The 23,643-nt window shown below is 70.5% G+C and carries 12 protein-coding genes and 1 pseudogene; 10 read left to right on the forward strand and 3 right to left on the reverse strand.

Translation table 11 applies throughout. From position 1 onward, the window contains the following. Positions 1-183 precede the first annotated feature (183 nt). A complete protein-coding gene (locus D7D52_RS28565) occupies positions 184-933 on the reverse strand; it encodes a CPBP family intramembrane glutamic endopeptidase (RefSeq protein WP_120741289.1) in 750 nt (249 codons plus the stop codon). A gap of 68 nt (positions 934-1,001) precedes the next feature. Further along, complete coding sequence (locus tag D7D52_RS28570) at positions 1,002-1,937, reverse strand: RluA family pseudouridine synthase (RefSeq protein ID WP_120741291.1); 936 nt, start codon at positions 1,935-1,937, stop codon at positions 1,002-1,004. Positions 1,938-2,032: 95 nt separating this feature from the next. Here D7D52_RS28570 and D7D52_RS39510 point away from each other — a divergent pair, with 95 nt between their 5' ends. The 3 genes from D7D52_RS39510 to D7D52_RS28585 all read left to right on the forward strand — a co-directional run bounded on the left by D7D52_RS39510 (position 2,033) and on the right by D7D52_RS28585 (position 6,529). Next, positions 2,033-2,908, forward strand: coding sequence for a DUF4190 domain-containing protein (locus D7D52_RS39510; protein WP_120741293.1), 876 nt, complete (start codon positions 2,033-2,035; stop codon positions 2,906-2,908). A gap of 103 nt (positions 2,909-3,011) precedes the next feature. Beyond that, a complete protein-coding gene (locus D7D52_RS28580) occupies positions 3,012-4,796 on the forward strand; it encodes an ABC transporter ATP-binding protein (RefSeq protein WP_120741294.1) in 1,785 nt (594 codons plus the stop codon). Continuing rightward, positions 4,793-6,529, forward strand: a complete 1,737-nt coding sequence (locus tag D7D52_RS28585; protein WP_120741295.1) for an ABC transporter ATP-binding protein — start codon at positions 4,793-4,795, stop codon at positions 6,527-6,529. Before D7D52_RS28580 ends, D7D52_RS28585 begins: the two co-directional genes overlap by 4 nt. 65 nt (positions 6,530-6,594) lie before the next feature. Here the strand turns inward: D7D52_RS28585 and D7D52_RS28590 are convergent, their stop codons facing one another. Then, positions 6,595-7,065, reverse strand: coding sequence for an MTB12 C-terminal domain-containing protein (locus tag D7D52_RS28590; protein ID WP_120741296.1), 471 nt, complete (start codon positions 7,063-7,065; stop codon positions 6,595-6,597). A 149-nt stretch (positions 7,066-7,214) separates the two neighbouring features. Here D7D52_RS28590 and D7D52_RS28595 point away from each other — a divergent pair, with 149 nt between their 5' ends. From D7D52_RS28595 to D7D52_RS28625, 7 genes and pseudogenes are all read left to right on the forward strand, one after another. Next, positions 7,215-8,528: a SidA/IucD/PvdA family monooxygenase gene (locus tag D7D52_RS28595; protein WP_246023357.1), complete on the forward strand. Its 1,314-nt coding sequence runs from the start codon at positions 7,215-7,217 to the stop codon at positions 8,526-8,528. Positions 8,529-8,567: 39 nt separating this feature from the next. Further along, positions 8,568-9,509, forward strand: coding sequence for a methionyl-tRNA formyltransferase (locus D7D52_RS28600; RefSeq protein WP_120741298.1), 942 nt, complete (start codon positions 8,568-8,570; stop codon positions 9,507-9,509). 41 nt (positions 9,510-9,550) lie between these two features. Continuing rightward, positions 9,551-12,802, forward strand: a pseudogene (locus D7D52_RS28605) (non-ribosomal peptide synthetase); the annotation flags it as partial. Positions 12,803-12,912: 110 nt separating this feature from the next. Continuing rightward, the gene (locus D7D52_RS28610; RefSeq protein WP_120741299.1) at positions 12,913-13,887 is read left to right on the forward strand and encodes an ABC transporter substrate-binding protein; all 975 of its coding nucleotides are present in this window, start codon (positions 12,913-12,915) and stop codon (positions 13,885-13,887) included. A 29-nt stretch (positions 13,888-13,916) separates the two neighbouring features. Then, positions 13,917-15,602 (forward strand): condensation domain-containing protein, encoded by a 1,686-nt coding sequence (locus tag D7D52_RS28615; protein ID WP_120741300.1) that lies wholly within the window; start codon positions 13,917-13,919, stop codon positions 15,600-15,602. Further along, on the forward strand, positions 15,599-20,020 hold the full coding sequence (locus tag D7D52_RS28620) for a non-ribosomal peptide synthetase (protein ID WP_120741301.1): 4,422 nt from the start codon (positions 15,599-15,601) through the stop codon (positions 20,018-20,020). The genes D7D52_RS28615 and D7D52_RS28620 overlap by 4 nt, the downstream gene beginning before the upstream one ends. 117 nt (positions 20,021-20,137) lie before the next feature. Then, positions 20,138-23,635: a non-ribosomal peptide synthetase gene (locus D7D52_RS28625; RefSeq protein ID WP_120741302.1), complete on the forward strand. Its 3,498-nt coding sequence runs from the start codon at positions 20,138-20,140 to the stop codon at positions 23,633-23,635. The last annotated feature ends 8 nt before the right edge of the window (positions 23,636-23,643 follow it).

Below are 23,643 nucleotides of genomic sequence, written 5' to 3' on the forward strand. Positions count from 1 at the left end.
CAGAAACGCGTTTCACTATTTTCCCGAAAGTGCCACGCGTACAACTGGACACCCGATACAGTTCGGCCGACCGCGGAACCACCGCGGTCGGCCGAACTCGGTTCGGTGGTGGCCTCGCCGCCCCGGACCGTCCCGGGCCGGCTGACCGTAATCCTCTGTTCCCAGGTCAGCCGGCCCCCCTGCCTAGCGGGTGGTCACATGCCAGACCACCGCCGCGGCCAGCGCGCCCGCGCCATTGACCGCCCAATGCAAGGCGATGGGTGCGAGCAGGCTGCCGCTGCGCCGCCGGAGCCAGGTGAACACCACGCCCGCGCCGGCGGTCGCCAGCACCGCCAGCCCGATGCCGAGGATCTGCCCGGCGGGTCCGCCGCCCAGGAATCCGCTCAGCCCCTTGTTACCGCTGGTCAATCCGAGTGACGAGGCGATGTGCCAGAGCCCGAAAAGCAGTGAGCCGGCGGCGAATACGCCGCGCGCCCCGGCCACCCGATCCAGGGTGCCGTGCAGCACGCCGCGGAAGGCGAGTTCTTCGGGGATGGCCGTCTGCAGCGGGATCACGATCATGGACGCGATGAGCGCGCCGGAGATCGCGGCATAGCGGTCGTTGAGGAAGAACGGCCGGGTGAACGGCAGTGCCGCGCCGAGCGCGACCGCGGCCAGTACCACTCCCACCGCGGCCAGCGCCCACAGTGATCCGCGCCGCCACTGCCGCGGCGACAGTCCCAGTTCCGCCCAGCCGAGTCCGCGCCGGCGGACCAGGGCCACCAGCATCACCGCGGCGATCGGCACCGACAGGATGCTGGCCCACCGATTGGTGAAGTGGGCGATGAGGTTCGTTCCGATCAGAACGACGACAACGACCGCCACATCCACGTAGGCGTGCAGTCGGTGACCGGGGGAGACCGGCGCGACCGCGCCGTTATCGTTTCGAGACATCGCGGCCAGTCTACGAGCGGATCCTTGGAAAGCGCTTCGAATGTGGTCAACCCCGCTGCCCGCGCAGGTCAGCGCCCGTGGGTCCAGCCCTCGTGATCGTCCCAGGCTTGCAGGGTGCGCCCGGTTTCGAACCGCCGCGGCGCGCCGGTGATCGGATCGGTGAATTCCAGCACCGCCGCCAGCAACTGCAACGGCCGCGTGTAGTCGTCGACGGGCTTGTCGGTGAGCTCGGGATAGAAGTCGTCGCCCAGGATCGGGATGCCGAGGCTGTTCATGTGCAGTCGCAGCTGATGGGTGCGCCCGGTGCGCGGCGAGAGCCGGTAGCGGCCCAGCCCGTCGCGTTGCTCGACCAGTTCGACCAGGGTCTCGGCATTGGGTTCGCCCTCGGTCTCGAAGGCGCGCAACACCTGTCGCTCCTTGACGATCCGGCTGACGATCGTGCGCGGCAACCGCAGCGCCGGATCCACCCGCGCGATGGCCTCGTACTCCTTGCGGACGAGGCGTTCGTGGAACATGGTCTGATACGCCCCGCGCCGCGCCGGATTCACGATGAACAGCACCAGCCCGGCGGTGACCCGGTCGAGTCGATGCGCCGGAACCAGGTCGGGCAGATCCAGTTCGCGGCGCAGCTTCACCAGCGCGGTCTGCAGGATGTGCTGCCCGCGCGGGATGGTCGCGAGGAAATGCGGCTTGTCCACGACCAGGATGTCCGCGTCGCGGTGCACGATGCCGATCGGGAACGGGACCTCGGTCTCCTCGGGCAGATCCCGGTGAAACCACACCGCACCGCCGGGCGCGTACGGCGTGTCGAGGGCGATCGGTCCGTCCAGGTCCACGATGCCGCCCTCGCGCAGCAGTTCGTCGATGCGTTCGGGGCGAACCCGCGGCAATCGCTCGACCAGGTGGTCGCGAATGGTCGTCCAGTCGCCGGTTTCGGGCAGTCGCAACCGGGCCGGATCCAGTCCGTGCCGCTTGGGTAGCGGGGGTTGCTGACGGCGTCTCACTCGCCAAACCCTAGTCCCCGGGTTTGCGCCGACCAGGGGGTACGGTTGGCCCACGCCTGGAATGTCCGGGTTCCCAATGAACGATCGGGGGTCTCGTGTATCCGAATGACCAACAGCCGCAGGGTGTGCCGGGCCAGCCGGACCCGAACCAGCCGTACTACCCGCAGGCGGGTCAGCCGGACCCGAGCTATCCCCAGTACCCGCAGCCCGGCCAGTACCCGCAGCCGGGTCAGCCGGATCCGAATCAGGGTTACTACCCGCAAGATCAGCCTTATTACGCGCAGCCCGGTCAGCTGGGGTATCCGCCCGCCTATCCGCCGGGATACGGGGTGCCGGGCCCGCCGCAGGGCACGAACGGTTTCGCCATCGCGTCGCTGATCCTGGGCATCTTCGGCGTGTGCCTGTTGTCGATCCCGTTCGGTTTCATCGCGCTGAACCAGATCAAGACGCGCAATCAGGGCGGTCGTGGACTGGCCATCGCGGGTCTGATCCTGTCGGGTGTGTGGGCGCTGGTCGTGGTCCTCCTCTTCGCCATCGGGCTGGCGACCGACTCGAGCAACTCGGCCTCGCAGGACAATGTGACGCGCACGTCCGCGCTGCCGGATTCGCCGACCTCCATCTCCGTCGACGATGTGAAGACCGGCGACTGCCTGCAGACGGTGGAGGAGAACAACCACATTCGCAAGGTGACGGTCCTGCCCTGCGATTCCCCGCACGATGCCGAGGTCATCACCCAGGTGCATCTGCCCGGCAGCTGGCCGGGTTCGCTGGACGCCTCCTTCGGCAAGGCCAACGACGCCTGCACGGACGCGATCGACAAGGCGCTGTCGAGCAGCTCGATGTACGACCAGCTGGAGACCTTCATCCTCTACCCGGCCAACGAGACGCAGTGGAACAAATTCAACGGCCGGGTCACCTGCATGGTCCACGACGCCAGCGGAAAGAAGCTGACCGCCAAGGTGCCGCGCTGAGCCGGTAGCGGCCGGGTGTGGTGGCCGAACGAAAGTTAGCCTAACCTATCTTCTCGGCGGCGCTCGCGGGAGCGCCGGACCGACGACGGTGGGAGGCGGACTGATGACGGTCGAGGCGAAAGCCCGGCGCGAGCGAGAACGGCAGGCGCGCAAGGAGATCCTGGCGCCGGTGGCCACCACGTTGTCGGTGGCCGGTCTGATCTACGCGGTGGCCTCGGTGTGCGCGGTGGTCCCGTTCCTGCTGATCGTGTCCGCGTGCCGGGAACTGCTGGGCACGCCGGTCGACACCGACCGGGTGTGGCGGCTGCTGCTGATCGCGGTGCTGGTGCTGGTGGCCCGCGCGCTGCTGCAGGCCGCCGTGCTCACCTGGACCCACAGTGTGGACGCCGGCTACCAGCTCACCCTGCGCCGCCTGCTCGCCGCGAAGCTGACCCGGGTTCCGCTGGGCTGGTTCGGGATTCGCACCTCCTCGGAGGTGAAGAAGTATCTGCACGACGATGTGGAGGCGCTGCACTACCTGGTCGCGCACGCCCGGCTGGATTTCGTCGGCGGCGTCACGATTCCGCTGGTCACCCTGATCTACCTGTTCACCGTCGACTGGCGGCTGGCGCTGGCGCTGCTGGTGCCGCTGGTGATCTACGCGCTGTGCATGCGCGTGATGATGGACGAGGCCGGGCGCGAACGCATTCTGGCCTACAACCTGTCCGAGCAGCGCACCCGCGAGGCCACCGTCGAATTCGTCGACGGCATCCAGGTCGTGCGCGCCTTCGGCCGGGCGGGCAAGGCGCACAGCGACTTCCAGGACGCGGTCGAGCATCAGACCGAGAGCCTGCGGCGGTTCAAGATGCCCTACATCACCGTGCAGTCGATCTCCGACGCCGCGCTGTCGCCGGTGTTCGTCATGCTGCTGGTGGTGCTGGCGGGCCTGACCGGCGTCGGCGCGGGCTGGATCGAGCCGCTGGACGTCCTGCCGTTCCTGCTGGTCGGCCTGGGCCTGGGCAGCTCGCTCATGGGGCTGGGGTACGCCGGGCAGGCGCTGCGCACCGCCGGGGACGCGGCGCTGCGGTTGCACGAGTTGATGCAGACGCCCGAATTGTCTTCCCGCGCACCCGAATCCGGAGCGGAGCCGGGTGCGCCCGGCGCGGTGCGGTTCGACGGTGTCGTCTTCGGATATCGCGCCGATCACGACGTCCTGCGCGGCGTCGATCTGGAACTCGCGCCCGGCACCATCACCGCCCTGGTGGGCCCCAGCGGTTCGGGCAAGTCGACGCTGGCCAAGCTGCTGCCGCGCTTCTACGACGTGACGGCGGGCCGGATCACCATCGGCGGCCGCGACATTCGCGACTTCCCGACCGACGAGCTGTACAAGACCGTCGGCTTCGTCTTCCAGGACGTTCGCCTGATCCGCGGCAGCATCCGCGACAACCTGCTGCTGGGCCGCCCCGACGCCGACGACGCGGCGCTCGAGACGGCCGCCCGTGCCGCGCAGATTCACGAGCGCATCCTGGCCCTGCCGCGCGGCTACGACTCCGAGATCGGTGTCGACGCCACGCTCTCCGGTGGTGAGGCGCAACGGCTTTCGATCGCCCGCACCTTGCTCGCGGACACGCCGATCCTGGTGCTGGACGAGGCCACCGCCTTCGCGGATCCCGAATCGGAGGCCGCGGTGCAGGACGCGCTGGCCGCGCTGGTCGCCGGGCGCACCGTGCTGGTGATCGCGCACCGCCTGCACACCATCACCGGCGTGGATCGAATTCTGGTGCTGGACAACGGAGTACTGGCCGAACAGGGCGATCACGAATCGCTGCTGGCGGCCGGCGGGCTGTATCGCTCGCTGTGGGATCTCAACGAGGAGGCGCTGAACGTGGTGCTGGAGGGAAGCCGATGATTCGCAAGGTGTTCGCGCTGGTGCCAACGGAATTCGCGCCGCTGATCCCGCGCCTGTTGATCGCCGTCGTGGCACAGGCGCTGTGCCAGGCCGCCGCCTACGTGCTGCTGGTGCCGGTGCTGCAAGCGCTCTTCGACGGCGATACCGGCCGCGCCTGGCGGTGGGCGGCCGGGCTCGCGGTCGCGGTGGCCGGGGTGATCGGATTCGGCTACGCGCAGGCAGTTTTCGGGCTGCGGATCGGCGTCGGCATGCAGCGGGGTTTGCAGACCCGCCTGGGCGATCATCTCAACGCGCTGCCGCTGGGCTGGTTCGAGACCCGCAATGCCGGGGAGCTGGCCCGCCTGACCGTCGACGATGTGCGCGAGGTGCAGCGGCTGATCGCCTACCTGCTGGGCCCCCTCCTGTCCGGTGTGATCGTGCCGCTGGGCGTCGCGGTCGGCATGCTGGTGGTGGACTGGCGGATCTCCCTGGCCATGCTGGTGGCCGCGCCGGTGCTGTACCTGGTGAACCTGTGGGCCAACCGCTCCTACGCCGCGGCCGACGAGCGGATGCACGAGGCGTCGGCCGAGGCCAATGCCCGGGTGCTGGAGTTCTCGCAGGCGCAGCCGGTGCTGCGGTCCTTCGGCGCGGTGGGCGCGGGCAACAAGGCCCTGGACGCGGCGCTGGTGCGGCAGCGAAAGGCGGTGTCGGGCCTGCTGTTCGCGAGCGTGCCCGGCCTGATCGTGTTCTCGCTGTGCGTGCAGGCGATCTTCCTGGTGCTGGTCTATCTGGTGGTGGGCCGGGTGACCGGCGGCGCGATCTCGGCGGCCGCGGCCATCGCGCTGATCGCGGTGTCGGCGCGTTTCATCGAGCCGCTGACGCAGGCCGCCTCCCTGGGCGGTGCCCTGCGCATAGCGACCTCGGCGGCCGAGCGGATTTCGGCGCTGCTCGCGGAACCCGCACTGCCGCAGCCGGATTCGGACGTGACACCGGGCGCCCCGACCGTGGTCTTCGACCAGGTGAGCTTCGGCTACCGCACCGGCGAGCAGGTGCTGTCGGACCTGTCGTTCACGGTCCCGGCGGGCACCACGACCGCGATCGTCGGCCCCAGCGGCGCCGGCAAGTCGACGGTGCTGCGCCTGGCCGCCCGCTTCCACGACGTCGACTCCGGCCGGGTCCTGGTGAGCGGCAACGACGTTCGCGACCAGCCGTCGCACACCCTGCTGGATCAGGTGTCGCTGGTCTTCCAGCACGTCTACCTGTTCAACCGTTCGGTGCTGGAGAACATTCGCGCCGGCCGCCCCGGCGCGTCCGACGAGCAGGTGCGCCGCGCCGCCGCCGCGGCCCGCGTCGACGAGATCGTCGAGCGGCTCCCGGAAGGCTGGGACACTCCCGTGGGCGAGGGTGGCGCGGCGCTGTCCGGTGGTGAGCGCCAACGGGTCTCGATCGCGCGCGCCCTGCTCAAGGATGCCCCCGTGGTGCTGCTCGACGAGGCCACCAGCGCCCTCGACCCGCAGAACGAGGCGGTGGTGGTGCGCGGCATCCACGAACTCACCCGCGATCGCACGGTGATCGTGGTGGCGCATCGCCTGGCCACCATCGCCCACGCCGATCAGATCCTGTTCCTGGAGTCCGGCCGCATCGCCGAACGCGGCACCCACGACGAACTGCTCGCCCTCGACGGTCGCTACGCCGCCTTCTGGCACGAGCGCACCCGCGCCGCGGGCTGGCGTCTGGAGTCCGCGTCCGCCTGAGCCGCAGACGCCAGTGGCCCCGGAGCAGCAGCTCCGGGGCCGTTGTCCCGCTGTGCTTTACGCGATCAGAGGTTGCAGCCGAGTCCGGCGTAGTAAGCGACGCTGCACTCGCTGTCGCGGGTCAGCTTCCAGCTGCCGTCGATCTCGCGCCAGGTGAGTTCGATATTCGGGAAGGTGCCGTACCCGTCGACGGTGACCTGCAGGTTGGCGGTCGTGGTGTCGCCGTTGACGTTCACCGGTCCGGCCAGCACCCAGCGCAGGCTGGGCACGGTGTTGATGACGCTGCCGATCTGGTCCATCAGCGGCAGTCCGGCCTCGCCCGCCTCGAGTTCCGCGGCGCGAGCCGAGCGCGAGGCGCCGGTGTCGAGGACCAGCCGCAGCTTGGACTGCAGATCGCCGAGGCCGGGCTGCTGGGTGCGGACCGGCGCGGTGATCGGGGCGGCCTGGGCGGGCGCGACGATCACGGCCTGGAATCCGCCCAGGGTCGCGGCGGCGATAACCGCTGCTCCCAGCATGTTTCGAGTGGTGCTGCGCATGTGTTCATCCCATCGTTTTCTGCGGTGCGCCGGCGAGCGACGCTCTGGCAACACCATGCAATATAAGGTAAGCCTATGCAAACATGGGAGGCGATCCCGCGGCATGTGACGCGATCGCCGAGCGGTTGCGAGAGAGTGAGTGTGAACCGGTGAGAACACTTCTGGTCGTCGGCGCGGGGCCCAAAGCCCTTGCGGTGGCCGCGAAAGCGCACGTCCTGCGGGAACTGGGACTGCCCGCGCCCCGTGTCGTGGTGGTCGAACCACATGCGGTGGGCGGCAATTGGCTGCCCAGCGGCGGCTGGACCGACGGCCGCCACCGGCTGGGGACCAGCCCGGAGAAAGACGTCGGCTTCCCCTACCGCTCGACCTTCGCACGCGGCCGCAACCGTGAAATCGACGCGGCCATGCAGGCTTTCAGCTGGACGTCGTTCCTGGTCGACCAGGGCGGCTACGCCGAATGGATCGACCGCGGCCGGCCCAGCCCGCAGCATCACGTCTGGGCGAAATACCTGCAGTGGGTGGGGCATCGCATTGGGCTGGATCCGGTGGCGGGCCGGGTGACCTCGATCTCCCCGGCCGCCGCCGGCTGGCAGGTGTCGGTGACCGGCGCGGCCGGCGCGATGACCCGCATCGACGCCGACGAACTCATGATCACCGGCCCCGGCCGCAGCAATCGCGCCCTGGCGCGGCATCCGAAAGTACTGAGCATCCAGGATTTCTGGGAGCTGGCGGGCCGCCGGGAGCTGCCGGTGTCCTCGCGGGTCGCGGTGATCGGCGGCGGTGAGACCGCGGGTTCGGCGCTGGACGAGCTGGTGCGCCACGAGATGCTCACGGTGTCGGTGATCTCGCCGATGGCCACGCTCTACACCCGCGGCGAGAGCTTCTTCGAGAACTCCCTCTACAGCGACCCGGGCAAGTGGTCGGGCCTGAGCGTCGAGCAGCGCCGCGACGTCATCCGCCGCACCGATCGCGGCGTGTTCTCGGTGCGCGTGCAGGAGAGCCTGCTCGGCGACAACCGGGTGCACCATCTGCAGGGCCGGGTGGTGCGGGTGGCCGACGACGGGCCGGGAGTGACGCTGACACTGCGCAATTCGCCGCGACCGGACGAGGTGCACGCCTTCGACCTGGTGGTGGACGCGACGGGTGGCCAGCCGCTGTGGTTTCTCGAGCTGTTCGATTCCGATGCCGCGGATCTGCTGGAACTGGCGGTCGGCGGTCCGCCGACCCAGGCCCGCATCGAGGCCACGATCGGCTACGACCTGGCCGTCTCCGGCCTGGAGTCGAAGCTGTTCCTGCCGAACCTGGCCGCGCTGACGCAGGGTCCGGGTTTCCCGAATCTGAGCTGCCTGGGCGAACTCTCGGATCGAGTGCTGTCCTCGATGCCGGTCGCCGGAAATTCGCCGACTGTGAGCGAGACCGCTCGGTCTGGCGCTGGGGTAGGGGTTTCCTCGCTTCGAAAGTAGGCTAGGCTTGCCTTACTTCGAGGAGATGAGGTTCGGTTCATGCGTATCGTGTCGTTCGGTTTCCAGACCTGGGGGCGGAAAACCCTGCAGGCGCTGATCGATTCGGAACACGAGGTGGTGCTCGCGGTCACGCATCCGGCCAGCGAGTCGTCCTACAAGGCGATCTTCGACGAATCCGTCGAGGAGCTGGCGCGTGCGCACGGCATTCCGGTACACCTCACCGAGCGGGCCGACGCCGAGACCATCGACCTGGTCAAACGCGCGGAACCCGATGTGATCGTGGTGAACAGCTGGTACACGTGGATGCCGCCGGAGCTCTACAAGCTGCCCCCGCACGGCACCCTCAACCTGCACGATTCGCTGCTGCCCAAGTTCACCGGCTTCTCCCCGGTGCTGTGGGCGCTGATCAGCGGCGCCGAGGAGTTCGGGCTCACCGTGCACCGCATGGACGAGCAGCTCGACACCGGCGACATCCTGGTCCAGCACCGCCTGCCCATCCCCGCCGATGCCACCGGCCCAGAATTGGTGCGCGCCGGAATGGAATTGATTCCCGGCGCGGTGCACGAGGCACTGCGCGCGCTGGTCGACGGCACCGCCGAATGGACGCCGCAGAACAAGGCCGAGCGCACCTACTTCCACAAGCGCTCCGAACGCGACAGCCGCATCGATTGGTCGTGGGACGCGGTCGATCTGGAGCGTTTCGTGCGGGCGCTCGCCGCGCCGTACCCGGCGGCGTTCTCCTACTACCGCGGTGAGCGGATCGAGGTGCTGGGCGCGCGGATTTCCGAGGCGCGCTACGGCGGCACCGCCGGCCGGGTGATCGTGCAGGAGGGCGGCGGCACGGTGGTGTGCGGGCCGGATCCGCGACGCGGCCACAATCACGGCCTGGTCCTCACCCGGGTGCGCACCGCCGACGGCGTGGAACACGATGGCGCCGAATTCTTCGCGCGCGGCGGCTATCTCACCGATTCGCCGGAATGAGACCGAGCATGTCCACCGTCGCGGACGACGCGGACACCGACATGCGGTACGCATTGACCTCCGGGCAGCGCCGGGCCTGGTTCCTGCAGACGCGCGCTCCCGGCGACAGCAGCTTGACCATCGCGATCACCTACCGCCTGACCGGTGACCTGGACGCGAGCCTGCTGCGCGCCGCGGTCGCGGATGTCGTCGCGCGCCACGAGATTTTGCGCACCACCTATGGCAGTGCCGCGGACGGCGAGCCCTACCAGGTGATTTCGCCGATCGCCGATCCCGACTGGCACGAGGACGATCTGTCGAGCCTGTCTCCCGTGCGGCGTGCCCGCCGGGCCGAAGTGCTGATCCGCCGTGTCGCGGCCGAGGCTTTCGACCCCGCCGCGCGCCCGCCGATCCGCTTCGCCCTGTTCCGCACGGGCGGTGACGAATACGTCTTCGCCGTGGTCGCCCACGCTCTGTGCTGGGACGACGAATCCTGGGAGATCTTCGCCCGCGACCTCACTACCGCGTACAACGGCAAGCTGCCCGCCGCTCCGGCCCGCCCTTACCTGACCTGCGTCCGCGCCCCCGAGCACATGGCGGCGGTCGAGACATCATGCGTGGCAGGGGAACTGGCTGACGCGAATTCTGAGCGGCGATCCGAATCGGTCGCTTCGCCGGCCGTCTCGCCCCGCGCGCAAGTCAGCAGCGAAGCCGCGCTCGAGTTTTGGCGGCGCGAGTTGTTGCCGATCCCGGAGCCGCTGGAGCTGCCCGGTACCGCCGTCTCCGCCGACGCGGGGGCCGCTCGGTCGCGGCGGTCGGTGCGGGAGCTGCCACGCGAATTGGCCGTGCGGGTCGACGAATTCGCCGACGCCCGGGGCATCAGCGCGTTCTCGGTGCTGCTGGCCGCCTTCGACGTGCTGGCCTACCGCTACACCGGCGCCGTGGATTTCCTGGTGGCGGTGCCCGTCACGACGCGTGACGAGCGTTCGGCCCCGGCCGACCCGGGCGCTCCGATCGGATACTTCGGCAATACCGTCGTGCTGCGCGCGGCTGTCGAGGCGGCCCTGTCGTTCGCCTATTTCGCTGCGGCGGTAGACAATTCGTGGACCAGGGCGTACGAGTACCGGCAGGTCGGCATCGACCGGGTGGTGCACGCGATCAATCCCGACCGCAGCGTGGACCGTGACGGCCTCGCCCACCTGGTCCGCTTGGGCTTCGGCGTCCGGCACGCGCCGGCCGGCCTCGACCTGGAGGGCGTGGTCGCCGCCCGCCTCGAGCTGGAGAGCCCCGCGCCGCGGGTGCCTTTGCGGCTCACCGTGATCCGCGACGGTGAGGGCGCGTACCTGGAGGCCGAGTACGCGGCCGGGCGCTTCACCCCGGAGTTAATGGACGCGCTGCTCGTGCACTACGTGCGGCTGTTGAGCGAGGGTGTGGCGCGTCCGGAGCGGCCGGTGGGCGCGCTCGATCTGCTCGATGCGGCCGAGCGCGCCGACGTGCTGGCTCGCTCCCGTGGCGAACGTGTCCCGGTCCTGCCGACGACTCTGGTCGCTCTGTTCGAACAACGCGCCCGCCTGTCCGCCGATACGACAGCGCTGATCGCACCGGGCGCTTCGGCGGTGACTTTGACGCGCACACCGGCCGCCACCGGGCGGAGGGGTGGTGACGGCACCGCCGACGGGGACGACCTGCGACTGACTTACGACGACCTGAATCGCCGCGCGAATCGGCTGGCGCACTGGCTGATCAGCCAGGGTGTGGGCACCGAGGACGTGGTGGCGCTGCGGCTGTCGAATTCGGTGGAATTCGTGGTCGCCGTGCTCGCGGTGCTCAAATCCGGCGCCGCCTACCTCCCGATCGATCCGTCCTACCCGGACGAGCGCATCGACTTCCTCATCGCCGACGCCCGGCCCCGCCTGGTGCTGGGCCGGGTGGAGTTGGATGCCGCCGAGGAGCAGGCGGCCGATCTGCCGCCGCACGACCCGAACGACGCGGATCGCCTGCGCCCCTTGCGCCCCGGCAATCTGGCCTACGTCATCTACACCTCCGGTTCCACCGGCCGCCCCAAGGGTGTTCCGGTGTCGCATGCCGCGATCGCCGATCATCTGGTCGGTTTCACCGCCCAGTGGGGCATGACCGCCGAGGACCGCCTGTTGCAGGCGGCATCGGTCAGCTTCGACGCCTCGCTGCTGGACGTCTTCGTCACCCTGACTCTCGGTGCGCGCCTGATCGTTCCGCGACCGGGCGGATTCTCCGACCTGGCCTACATCGCCGAGCTGATCACCCGCTACGGCGTCACGGTCCTGCACATGGTGCCCTCCCTGCTGCGCACCTTCCTGTCGCTGCCGCAGGTAAAAGATTGGCGCACACTGCGTTTGGTGCCCGTCGGCGGGGAGCCGTTGCCCGGCGACATCGCCGATCGTTTCGCGGGCGTGCTGGATGCGGAGTTGCGCAATCACTACGGCCCGACCGAGGCCGTGGTCAGCGTCACCCATCAGCGGGTCGGGGGGCCGCAGGGCAGCCGGATCGTGCCCATCGGCGGGCCGAACCGCAATGTGGACCTGTATCTGCTCGACGCCCGCATGCGCCTGGTCCCGCCAGGCGTGACCGGTGAGATCTATTTGGGTGGGCCACAATTGGCACGCGGCTACGCCGGGCGTGCCGCGGCGACGGCCGAGCGTTTCGTCGCCGATCCGTTCACCCCGGGCGCCCGCCTGTACCGCACCGGCGATCTGGCGCGGCGTGATTCGGCGGGTGCGCTGGAGTTCGTGGGCCGCGCCGACGATCAGGTGAAGGTGCGCGGTCACCGCATCGAGCTCGGCGAGGTGCAGGCCGCGCTGACCACGCACCCGCACGTGCGCGACTGCGTGGTCGCCCTGGTCGGCGATGCGGCCCTGGGGCCCGTGCTGGCCGCCTATCTGGTCGCCGATCCCGAAGTCGTGGAGCTGGATTCGGTGCGCGCGCACGCGGCCGCCTCCCTGCCGGAGTACATGGTGCCCACCACGTTCGCGGTCATCGAGGCGATTCCGCTGACCGAGCACGGCAAACTGGACCGCCGCGCCCTGCCCGAGCCGATCCGGCTGGCGGCGCGACCGTACCGGGAACCGGCCACCGCCACCGAGATTCGGCTGGCTGCTCTCTACGGGCAACTGCTGGGCCGCGACGCCGTCGGCGCGGACGACTCGTTCTTCGCACTCGGCGGCCATTCGCTGCTGGCCAATCAGCTGGTGGCGCGCATTCACGCCGAGTTCGGTTTCGAGCTGGACGTGCGCGCGGTGTTCGACACCCCCGCGGTGTGCGGGCTGGCCGCGGTGCTCGAGGCCTCGGCGGTGGCGGCCCGCGTGCCGGTGAACGAGCCGCCGCGGCAACGGAATACAGCAGTCCCGGGGACGCCGTCCCCGGCGAGCGGATTCGAGGAGCGAACCGAATGACAACAGGCCGACTACGAGCACGCGTGCGCCGCGCCGGTTTCGCCGCTCTGGCGGCGGGGCTGGTCTGCGCGGCCACCGCGTGCGGTTCCGGCAACGACGACACCGGCGCCGGCTCGACGACCGTCACCCACGTCATGGGGGAGACCCGCATCGACGGCGTCCCCAAGCGGGTGGTGACCTTGGGCCCGCAGTGGCTGGACGCGGCGCTCGCGCTGGGCGTGACCCCGGTCGGCTACGTGGTGCCCGGGATGACGGCCGCATCGTCGGTGCCGTGGGAGCCCAAGCTGCCCGATTCCGCCAAGCAGCTCACCATGACCGGCGACTACACCGAGCAGATCGCCGCGCTGGAACCGGATCTCATCCTGGGCCCGTCGTTCATGCTCGACAAGAACACCTACGAGAAGTTCTCCAAGCTCGCCCCCACCATCGATTCGCTGTCGAACGCGCAGATCGACCCGTGGCAGGACCAGGTGACGACGCTGGGCAAGGTGCTGCACAAGCAGGACGAGGCCGCCAAGGTCGTCGCCGACGTCAACGGCGAGATCGACGCCGTCGCCGCGAAACACCCTGGGCTGCACGGCAAGACGTTCCTGACCTGCATGCTCACCGGGCCCGCGCAGCTCATGGTGCTGGCCGATCCCAAAGACGGTTCGGCCGCCCTGTTCGAGCGCCTGGGCCTGACCATGCCGGACAAGATCGTGGCCGAGGCCCCCGCGGGCGGCCGCCTGGCGCTGTCGCCGGAGCGCTCGAGCGACCTCACCGCCGACCTGCTGGTGTGCGGCGCGATGCCCGCCCTGGAAGCCAAGTTCAAGGAACTGCCCGGCTACGGCGAGCTGCCGTCGGTGCGCCACAACGGGATCGCGTTCGTCGACGTGGTCGCCATCAATGCCATCAATCAGCCCACGGCGCTGTCGGTGCCGTACGTGCTGGAAAAGCTGGAACCGACGTTCGCGAACGTCGCCGGCAGCTAGTCGCCGGTAGCCAGGAAGGACTTCCCGACATGACGCTCGACACCCACGCCGTACCCGTCGCCCCCGCGCGGCCCGCCGACCGCGGCGCCCCGCTGTCCCCGGCCCAGCAGGCCGCCCTGCTGCCCGAACGACTGGCGGGCGTCGCGGCCGCCAATGTCTTTGCAGCCCTTGAGTTTCCGGCGTCACTTGTGCGCGACGTGGCCGAGTGCGCCGCAGCACTGTGCGCCGCCCACGAAATCCTGCGCACCGTCTACCCCGACGATCGGCGGGTGCCGTATCAGCGGGTCCTCGACACCGCACCGGTGGTGGAGACGGTGGAACTCGCGGCGGCGGCGCTGCCCGGTGCGCTCATGTCGGATGCCGGTCACCGATTCGACCTGACCACGCAGCCGCCCCTGCGAATCCGCCTCTACCGCCTGCCGGATCGGGCGGTCGTCTCGATCGCGGCGCATCCGGTCGCCGCCGACGACCACACCCTCGACCTGATCGCCGCGCGGGTGTTCGAGGCGGTATCGGCTGAGGAGAGCGAGAATGCCCCGCAGTACCGGGATTTCGCCCCTGGGCAGGTGAAACAACTGGCCGCCGAGGACGCTTCGCTGGCCTTCTGGAAGCAGCGGCTGGCAGGGCTGCCCGAACAGCTGCTGCCACTGCGGGAGCGACCGAGCACCCCGCGCAGCGCCCGCGCCGTCGTCCGGGTCCCGGCCGCACCGCTCGCCGAGCTCGCCGCGGGCGAGTCGGCGGCGACCGCCACCCTGGCCGCGCTGGTGGCCGACACCCTGCGCGGGCTGGGCGCACCTGCGGACGTACCGCTCGGTGTCGGCGTCCCCGGCCGCTTCGACGGGTCGGCCGACATACTGGGCAACTTCGCCAATTACCTGGTGCTGCGCGAGGATTCGCCGCGTGGCGGGACACCGCGCCAGCTGATCGGCGCGGCCGAGAAACTCCTGGCGGAGGCGCACGCGCACGCGGGCACCCGCATCGAGCGGCTGACCCAGCAACTGCGCGGTCCGGGCGGCGCCGCCAAGGGCGGCCTCTTCCAGGTGCTGCTCCGGGTCCGCCCGAGCGTGCTCGAATTCGCGGTCGCGGGCGGCATCGCCCGCGAGATCGCGAGCGCCGCGGCCCGCCCGCACGGTGTGGACCTGATCGTGGACTCGGTCACCACAGCCGACGGCTGGACCGTCACCGTCGAGGTGACCGAGGACCTGTCGCGCCGCTATTCGGCCGGACAGTTCGCCGCCCGCCTCCAGCGGACCGCTGAATCCTGGACGGCCGCACTCGATACCGCCACCGACGCCAGCGCGGTGTCACCATGCGAATGGTTCACCCCGGACGACGATCTGGCGCTCGACCCGCTGGCCATCTCCGGCCTCGGCGGCGCACCGCAGACCCCAGCCGAGCAAGTCGTCGCCGAAGTGCTGCGCGAGATCCTCGAACTCGACGCGGACGACGAGATCGGCCGCGAAGACAACTTCTTCGCCCTCGGCGGCGACAGCGTAGCCGCCCTCCGCTTCGTGACCCTGCTGGCCGAACGCGGCCACCACCTCGACGTGCAGCAGATCTTCGAATCCCCGACCGTCCGCGAGATGGCCGCCACCCTGACCACCGCCGACACCGCCGCCCCGCCCGCCCCGGCCCCCGAGGTCGCGCCGTTGGCCGCCTCCGGACTCGACGCGGACGCCCTGCGCGCCTTGGCCGGAAAGCTCGCCGCCCGGTGAGCGCCGAGATCCTGGACGTGGTCGCGCTGTCTCCGTTGCAGCGCGGCTTGTACTCGGTCAGCCTCACCTCCGGTGCGGTGGACCCGTACCTGGTGACCTTCTCGGTACGGGTGGAGGGTCTGACGGGCCTGACTCGGCTGCGTGCCGCGTTCGATGCGGTGCTCGATCGCTACCCGCATCTGGGCGGTTCCGTGCTGGCCGACGGTTTGCCGCACCCGGTGCTGGTGATCACGTCCGACGTCCGAATCGGCTGGCGTGAGATCGATTTTCGGGCCGCCCCCGACCCGGACGCCGCCGCTCGCCAGCTGTACTGGGACGAAGGCCGCCGCCGCATCGACCTGGATCGGGGACCCCTGTTCCGGGTGGTCGCGGCCCGCGTGGCCGAGGATGCCTACGAGCTGGTGTGCACCGCCCACCACATCGTCATCGACGGCTGGTCGATCCCGCTGTTGTTCGCGGATCTCATTGCCCTGCACACGAACCCGGCCGCCGCGCTGCCGCCCGCGCCGCCGCTGCGCGCGCACGCCGCCTGGCTGGCGGCCCGCGACACCGAGGCGTCCGCGCGCGCCTGGCAGGCCGCCCTCGACGGTCTGGCGCCGATGTCGATGCTCGCGGCGCCCGCGCCCGCCGACATTCCCGTGCTGGGCGAGGCCCGCTTCGACCGCGCCGAGACCGAACGGGTGACCGCCTGGGCGCGCGGCCACGGCCTGACCCTCAATACGCTGCTTCAAATGGCCTGGGCGCGTGTGCTTTCCGGGCTCACCGGTCGCGACGACGTGGTGTTCGGTCAAACCACCTCCGGTCGTGACGCTTCGCTGCCGGACGCCGATCGGCTGGTCGGCGCGCTGGTCACCACCATCCCGGTGCGGGTCCGCCTCGACGAGCGCGCCCCCGCCGAACTGGGCGTGGCCCTGCAACGCGAGGTCGCCCAGCTGCGCTCCCACGAATACCTGGGCATCGCCGAGATCACCCGCCGCACCGGCGGCAGCCAATTGTTCGACACCCTGCTGGTTTTCGAGAACACCCCGCTCGGCGGCGTCACCTCCGATATGCCGCTCGGCCACGGCGCACGCCTGCTCCCACGCCGTGTCGACTCTCCGAGTCACTATCCGATCGCGGTGGTCCCGGTCGTCGAGCACGGCGAACTGATCACCCGCGTGGAAATCCGCCCCGACCTGGTGGCCCGCTTCGACCCGGACCGCCTGGCCCGGCGCATGCTCGCCGTCGTCAGCCGGCTGACCCACTCCACCCACGCGGCGGAGGTCAGCGTCCTGCTCGACGACGAACCTGCCGGCCTGACCGCCGCCACCGACCAACCCGGCGTGTTGCAACTGGATCCCGGCGCGGGTACCGCGTGTGGCGGCGAGATGGCGACCGGGCTTGTCTCGGATGTGCTGCTGGCCGCTGCCGCACGTGCGGGCGAAGCGGTGGCCGTCGTGGATGGGGCGGGGGAGCAGACGTTCGCCGAATTCGGTTCCGCTGTAGAGCGTTTGGCGGCGAACCTTCGGGCGGCCGGAATACGTCCCGGGGAGGCGGTGGCGGTGGCGCTGCCGCGCGATCGGCGAGTGCTGCACGCGCCCTTCGCCGTCGCGCACGCGGGCGGTCTGGTGGTGCACGTCGACCCGGGCACGCCCGCGGATCGGCTGGCATACCTGCTCGAAACCTCGGGCGCGCGATTGGTTCTCGCGGACGAGGCGCTGGTGGACGTCTTGGTTCAGGTGCGCGCGCAGGGGCAGGACTGCGTGCACGGTGTGACCGGGGGAGACGGCGGACTGCGGCTACTCGGCGCTCTCGGTGGCTTCACCGGTGCTCTTGGCGGGCCGCGACCAGTCCCCGATATCCCGGTGTCGCAACTCGATTCGGCTGCCTCCGAGACGCCTTTCTACGTCATTTTCACCTCCGGCACCACCGGCCGCCCCAAGGGTGTCGTGGTGCCGCATCGGGCGTTGCTCAACCACTGGGCCAATCACGAGCGCCGCATCTTCGCCCCGACCGCCGCCCGACTGGGCCGGCGGTTGCGTATCGGCCACGGCTGGTCCACCGGTTTCGACGCCGCCTGGCAGCCGACCGTGGCCCTGTTGAGCGGCCACACCGTGGTCATGCTCGGCGAGCAGGCGCGCACCGACGCCGAGCAGATCACGGCCGCGATCCTCGGCCAGGGCATCGACATCTTCGACACCTCGCCGTCGATGCTGCCGCGCCTCATCGCCTTCGGGCTGTTCGCCGCGCGCGACGGCGTGGAGCACTGCCCGCTGGCGGTGCTAGCCCTCGGCGGCGAGGCCATCGATCCGGATACCTGGAATCGGTTGCGGGCCTTGCCCGACACCCGTGTCATCAACTTCTACGGCCCCACCGAAGCGACCGTCGAGGCGCTCATGGCCGACGTGCACGACCATGCCGCGCCCACCATCGGCCGCACCTTCGACGGCATGACCGCCGAGGTCCTCGACCACCGGCTGCGGCCGGTACCGCCCGGCGGTCAGGGCGAGCTGTACCTGTCGGGTCCGCAACTGGCACACGGCTATCTGGGCCGCCCGGCCACCACGGCCGCCGCCTTCGTCGCCGGTCCGGCCGGAAGGCGTTACCGCACCGGCGATCTGGTGCGCCGGGCCACCGACGGCACCCTCGTCTACGAGGGCCGCGCCGACAGCCAGGTGAAGATCAACGGCTATCGCGTCGAACCCGACGAGGCTGCCGTGGTGCTGCGCGAACTCGAGGGCGTCGAGCACGCCGCGGTGCTGGCCTACACCGACAACGGCCGCACCCGGCTGGGCGCGCTGGTTGTCGGCGACGTCCCGGTTCCGCGCCTGCGGGCGAATCTGGCGCGCCGGTTGCCGCGGTTCCTGGTGCCGACCCGCATCGTTCAGGTCGCGGAAATCCCGTTGAACCGCAACGACAAATTGGATGTGCACGCCGCCACCGCCCTGCTCACCGCCCCCGTGGCCGATGCCGCCGGCGCCGAACCGGCGACCGCCACCGAGCGCACGGTGCTCGAGGTGATCTCGGCGCTGCGCACCGGCGAGGGCCCCGGCCTCACCGACAGTCTGGTCGATCTGGGCATCGACAGCATCGGCGTCATCGACCTGGTGTCGCGGCTGCGCGGCGCGGGCTTCCGGATCGCGGCCGCGGACGTATTGGCCGCCGGCGACCTGCGCGAATTGGCCGCCCGCCTGGACGAAGCCGCCACCGAATCACCCGCGGCCCTCGCTCCGGTCACCCCGGCCGGGACGGTGCTGCCGCTCACCGCGCTGGCCCACGAGATCCTCGCCAATGGCGACTACCGCTATCTGGCGCAATCCCAGGTCATCTCGCTGCCCGCCGATGTCACGCCCGACCAGGTGACCCGGCGGCTGGCCGCGCTCGCCACCGCGCACCCCACCCTGCGTTCGCGCCTCAGCACCGACTCCGCCGGAGTGCCGGTGCTGGTGGCGGAGGATGTCACCGACCCGGCCGCCTGGCTGGCCGTCTCGGACGGAACCGACTCCGCCACAGCGGAACTCGCGTCCACCGTCGCCCGCCTGGATCCGGACAATGGCCGTATGGTGGCAGCCACCCTGCTGCCCGGCCCCCAGCCGCGCCTGCTGCTGACCATCCACCATCTGGCCGTGGACGTGGTGTCCTGGCTGATCCTGATCGATGACCTGCGGCACCTGGCGCAGGACGACGCACCGCCGCTCAACGAGACCCCGTACGCGGAATCCGGGCCTGCCGCCGGCACTTCCGGTACGGAAATCCTCGGCTCGCCGCTGGCCGGACGGTTCACCGACCCGCGTACCGATCGGGCCGCGCACGTGATGCAGCGCATCGCCGAACTCGGGCCGGAGCGCACCGAGGCCCTGCTGTCGCGAGCGTCGGAGGCCGGGGTGGCACTCGAGGACGTCCTGATCCTGGCCTGCGCCAGGGTCTTCCCCGAACTCGCCGACGCGACCGACCGGATCGCGATCACCAGGGAATCCCACGGCCGACCCGCCGACGACGACACCCGCCGAGTCGGCTGGTTCACCGTCGAGGAGACGGTGCTGATCGCACGCTCCGGAGCCGAAACCTGGTATCCCGGTGCGCCCCGGCCGGACCTGTCGAACCGCACCCTCGCCGCGCGCGGCCAGCTCCGCCTCAACCACCTGGGCCGCTTCGACGTCCTCCAATTCGGTGCCGGTCCCTGGTCGCCCACCCCGCTCGCGGATTTCACCGGCGAGTTCGGTGTGGCCGCCCACCCGTCGCTGCCGCTGCGCTTCACGGTCGACGTCACCACCGCGGTCGTCCCCCGCGACGGCAGGCCGTCCCTGGTGGCCCAGTTCGATCTGAATGCCGCGGTTCTCGACGAGCCGTCCGCAGCCCTCCGCACCGAACGCTGGACGGCCGAGCTGAGCGCGCTCGCCGATGTACTGGCTTGTCAGAGCGCTGAACTGGTCGATTAGGTTAGCCAAACCACACCGCTGTACTAGGCGGGTGCGCATGGGCTAGTCTCCTTGAAGTTAGGCAAGCCTTGCCTATGAATGGGCCGATGGCTGACTGTTCGCTGATGAGGGAGTTCGATGCTCGACATTGCTGAGGTTCGCGACATGGTGGCGGCGGCGCTGGGCGTGGCCCCCGAATCGATCGGCGACACCGACGATCTCGTGAGCCTCGGCATGCACTCGATGATGCTCATGCAGCTGTCGGCCCAGTGGCGCAAGCGCGGCTGCGAGATCCGCAGTTCGGCGCTCGCGCTCGAACCCACCCTCGCGGCCTGGACCGCGCTGCTCACCGCGGGCGCCACCGAGAACGCCACGGCCGGAACCGAGTCCGCGCAGGGCGCCGCGCCGGACGCGGCGAGCGAATTCGGCCTCGCCACCATGCAGCACGCCTACTGGATGGGGCGCCGCCAGGATCAGGCCCTCGGCGGTGTCGCGGCCCACCTCTACGTCGAATTCGACGGCAGCGGATTGGATTCCGAGCGGCTGCGCCGTGCGGTGACGCGCCTGGTGCGCCGTCACGAACAGCTGCGCGCGAGCTTCACCGACAACGGCACCCAGCGCACCCTGCCCGAACCGCAGCGCCCGGTCTTCGAATCCCGCACGCTCACGGCCGATTCCGAGACCGCCGAGCTGGAACGCATCCGCCAGGCCAAGAGCCATCAGCGCATGGACGTGGCCGCGGGGCAGGTCATCGACATCACGCTGTCGGAATTGCCGGGCGGCCGCCACCGCCTGCATGTGGACGTCGACATGCTGGCCGCCGACGCGCAGAGCTACCGGCGCATCCTCGAGGATCTGGCCACCCTCTACGAGGCCGACGCCGACACCCTGCCCCCGCCGGCATACACCTTCCGCGAGTACCTGGCCGCGAAAGAGCGCACCGCGCCCGACAATTCGGCCGATCGGCACTGGTGGGGCGAGCGGCTGAACGTCCTGCCCGACATTCCGGCGCTGCCGGTGCTGCCCGAGGCCGAACGCCGCGACCCAGCAGCCAGCGTGCGACTGCACCACTGGTTCGACGCCGACGCCAAGGCCCGCCTGCATCGCGCCGCGCACGGCCACGGCGTGACCCCGGCGGTGGCGCTGGCCACGGTCTTCTCCGAGGCGATCGCCCGCTGGTCGGCGCGGCAGCGCTTCCTGCTGAACGTGCCGCTGTTCAACCGCGAACCGCTGCACGCCGACATCGACGCCGTGGTCGGTGATTTCACCAACTCGGTGCTGGTGGACGTGGACGCGGGCCGCCGCGAATCCATGGTGGCGCGTGCCAAGCGCCTGCAGCGCGAATTGCACACCTGCGCCGCGCATTCCGTCTACGAGGGCCTCGACGTGCTGCGTGATCTGGGCCGCCTGCGCGGCGCGCCGGTCACCCCGTCGGTGGTGTTCACCTCCGGCCTGGATCTGGGCGAGCTGTTCTCCGAGCGCGTACTGCGCACCTTCGGCGACCCGGCCTGGATCATCTCCCAGGGCCCGCAGGTGGACCTGGATGCCCAGGTCGTCGAGCTGAACGGCGGGCTGCTGGTGAACTGGGACATCCGCCGCGACGCGTTGCCCGCGGGCGTAGCCGAGGCCATGTTCACCGAATTCCGCAGGCTGCTGGACACTCTCGTCGAGCCGGGCGCGGATTGGAACGCGGAGCTGGCGATCGCGTTGCCCGCTGAGCAACAGGCCGCGCGCGACCGGGTCAATGCCACCAGTCTGGATCTGGGCGGACCCCGCACCCTGCACGAGGCGTTCTTCACGCTGGCGCAGCTCCACCCCGAGCGGCCCGCCCTGCGCTGGCTCGATCCCGCCGCGGCTCCGAGCTCGCGGAACACGGCTACCGGCGTGCTCGGCTATGGCGAACTCGCGGCGCAGGCGCTCGCGATCGGCCACGCCCTCTCCGAGGCCGGGGTCCGTCCCGGTGACACCGTCGCGGTCATGATCCCCAAGGGCCACAGGCAGATTCCCGCCGTGCTCGGCGTGCTGGCCGCCGGCGCGACCTACCTGCCGATCAGCATCACGCAGCCGCGGGCGCGCCGCGACCGCATCCTGGCGCGCGGCGGGGCGCGGGTGGTCCTGGTCGACGCGCCGGTCGAGCTGCCGGCGTCGGTTACCGCGCTGGCACTGGCCGACGCCGTCGCCGGGCCACGCCTGGACGCTCCGATCGTTGCGCCCGCGGACTCGATCGCCTATGTGCTGTTCACCTCCGGCTCGACCGGTGAGCCCAAGGGCGTGGAGGTCAGCCACCGGGCCGCGGCCAACACCATCGACGCCATCATCACCCACTTCGAGCTGGACGCCGACGATCACACCCTCGGGCTGTCGGCGCTGGAGTTCGACCTGTCGGTGTTCGACATCTTCGCGCCGCTGTCGCTGGGCGGCGCGGTGGTGGCGGTCGAGGCCGGCATCGAACGCGACGCCGTGGCCTGGTCGGCGCTGCTCGCGGAAACCGGTGTGACCGTGGTGAACTGCGCCCCCGGTCTGATCACCATGCTGCTCGACACCGCCGCCCCCGAACAGCTGCGCACCGTGCGCGTGGTGATCACCGGCGGCGACCGGGTGAAGTCCGCGCAGGGCCACCGCTTCCGGCAGGTGGTGCCGGGCGTGCGGTTCGCGGGCCTGGGCGGCACCACCGAGACGGCCATCCACTCCACGATCTGCGAGATCACCGACGCCTACCCGGCCGACCGGGCGAACGTCCCCTATGGCGTCCCGCTGGCGAATGTCCGCTGCCGCGTGGTGAATTCCCGCGGCGAGGACTGCCCGGACTGGGTGCCGGGCGAGCTGTGGATCGGGGGCGTCAGCGTGGCCGACGGCTACCGCGGCGACGCCGAGCGCACCGCCGACCGCTTCGTCACCGTCGCCGGCATCCGCTGGTACCGCACCGGCGACCTGGCCCGCTACCTGCCCGACGGCACCCTCGATTTCCTGGGCCGCGCCGACCATCAGGTCAAGATCCGCGGTTTCCGGGTGGAACTCGGCGAGGTGGAATCCGCGCTCGCCGCACAGCCCGGCATCCGGGAAGCCGTTGCCCTGGTGACCGATTCGGGTCGCCTGGCGGCGGTCGCTGCCGTCGAGGACGCGAGCCAGTCCGGCGGCGTCGCGTCCTCGGCGGAGGTGATCCTCGCCGGCGTGCGGGAGTTGCTGCCCGCGCACATGCTCCCGGAGATCCTGGAGCTGGCCACCGCGATCCCGCTGACCGGCAACGGCAAACTCGACCGCGCCGCCATCCACCGGCTGGTGGCCGCGGGCGACGACGCCGCCCAGGACTCCTACACCGCGCCGGAAACCCCGCTCGAGGCCGCGGTCGAGTACATCGCCGCCCAGGTGCTGGGTATCGAGAAGCTGGGTGTGACAACCGATTTCTTCGCGGCCGGCGGTGATTCCATCCTGGCGACCACGCTGACCGCCAAGCTGCGCGGCTTGCTGGCGGTGCACGGTTTCGGTGTCACCGCGGTCCTGGAGGGCCGCACCGTGCGCGGCATCACCGCGGTCCTGCTGGCGGGGGAGCCCACCCCCGATCGCCTCGACCAGGTGGCCCGGATCCTTCTCGAACTCGCCGAGGTCGCACTGCCCGAACCGGTCGCCGCCCGCTGACGAGACGG

Source organism: Nocardia yunnanensis (assembly GCF_003626895.1).
Taxonomy (GTDB): Bacteria; Actinomycetota; Actinomycetes; order Mycobacteriales; family Mycobacteriaceae; genus Nocardia; species Nocardia yunnanensis.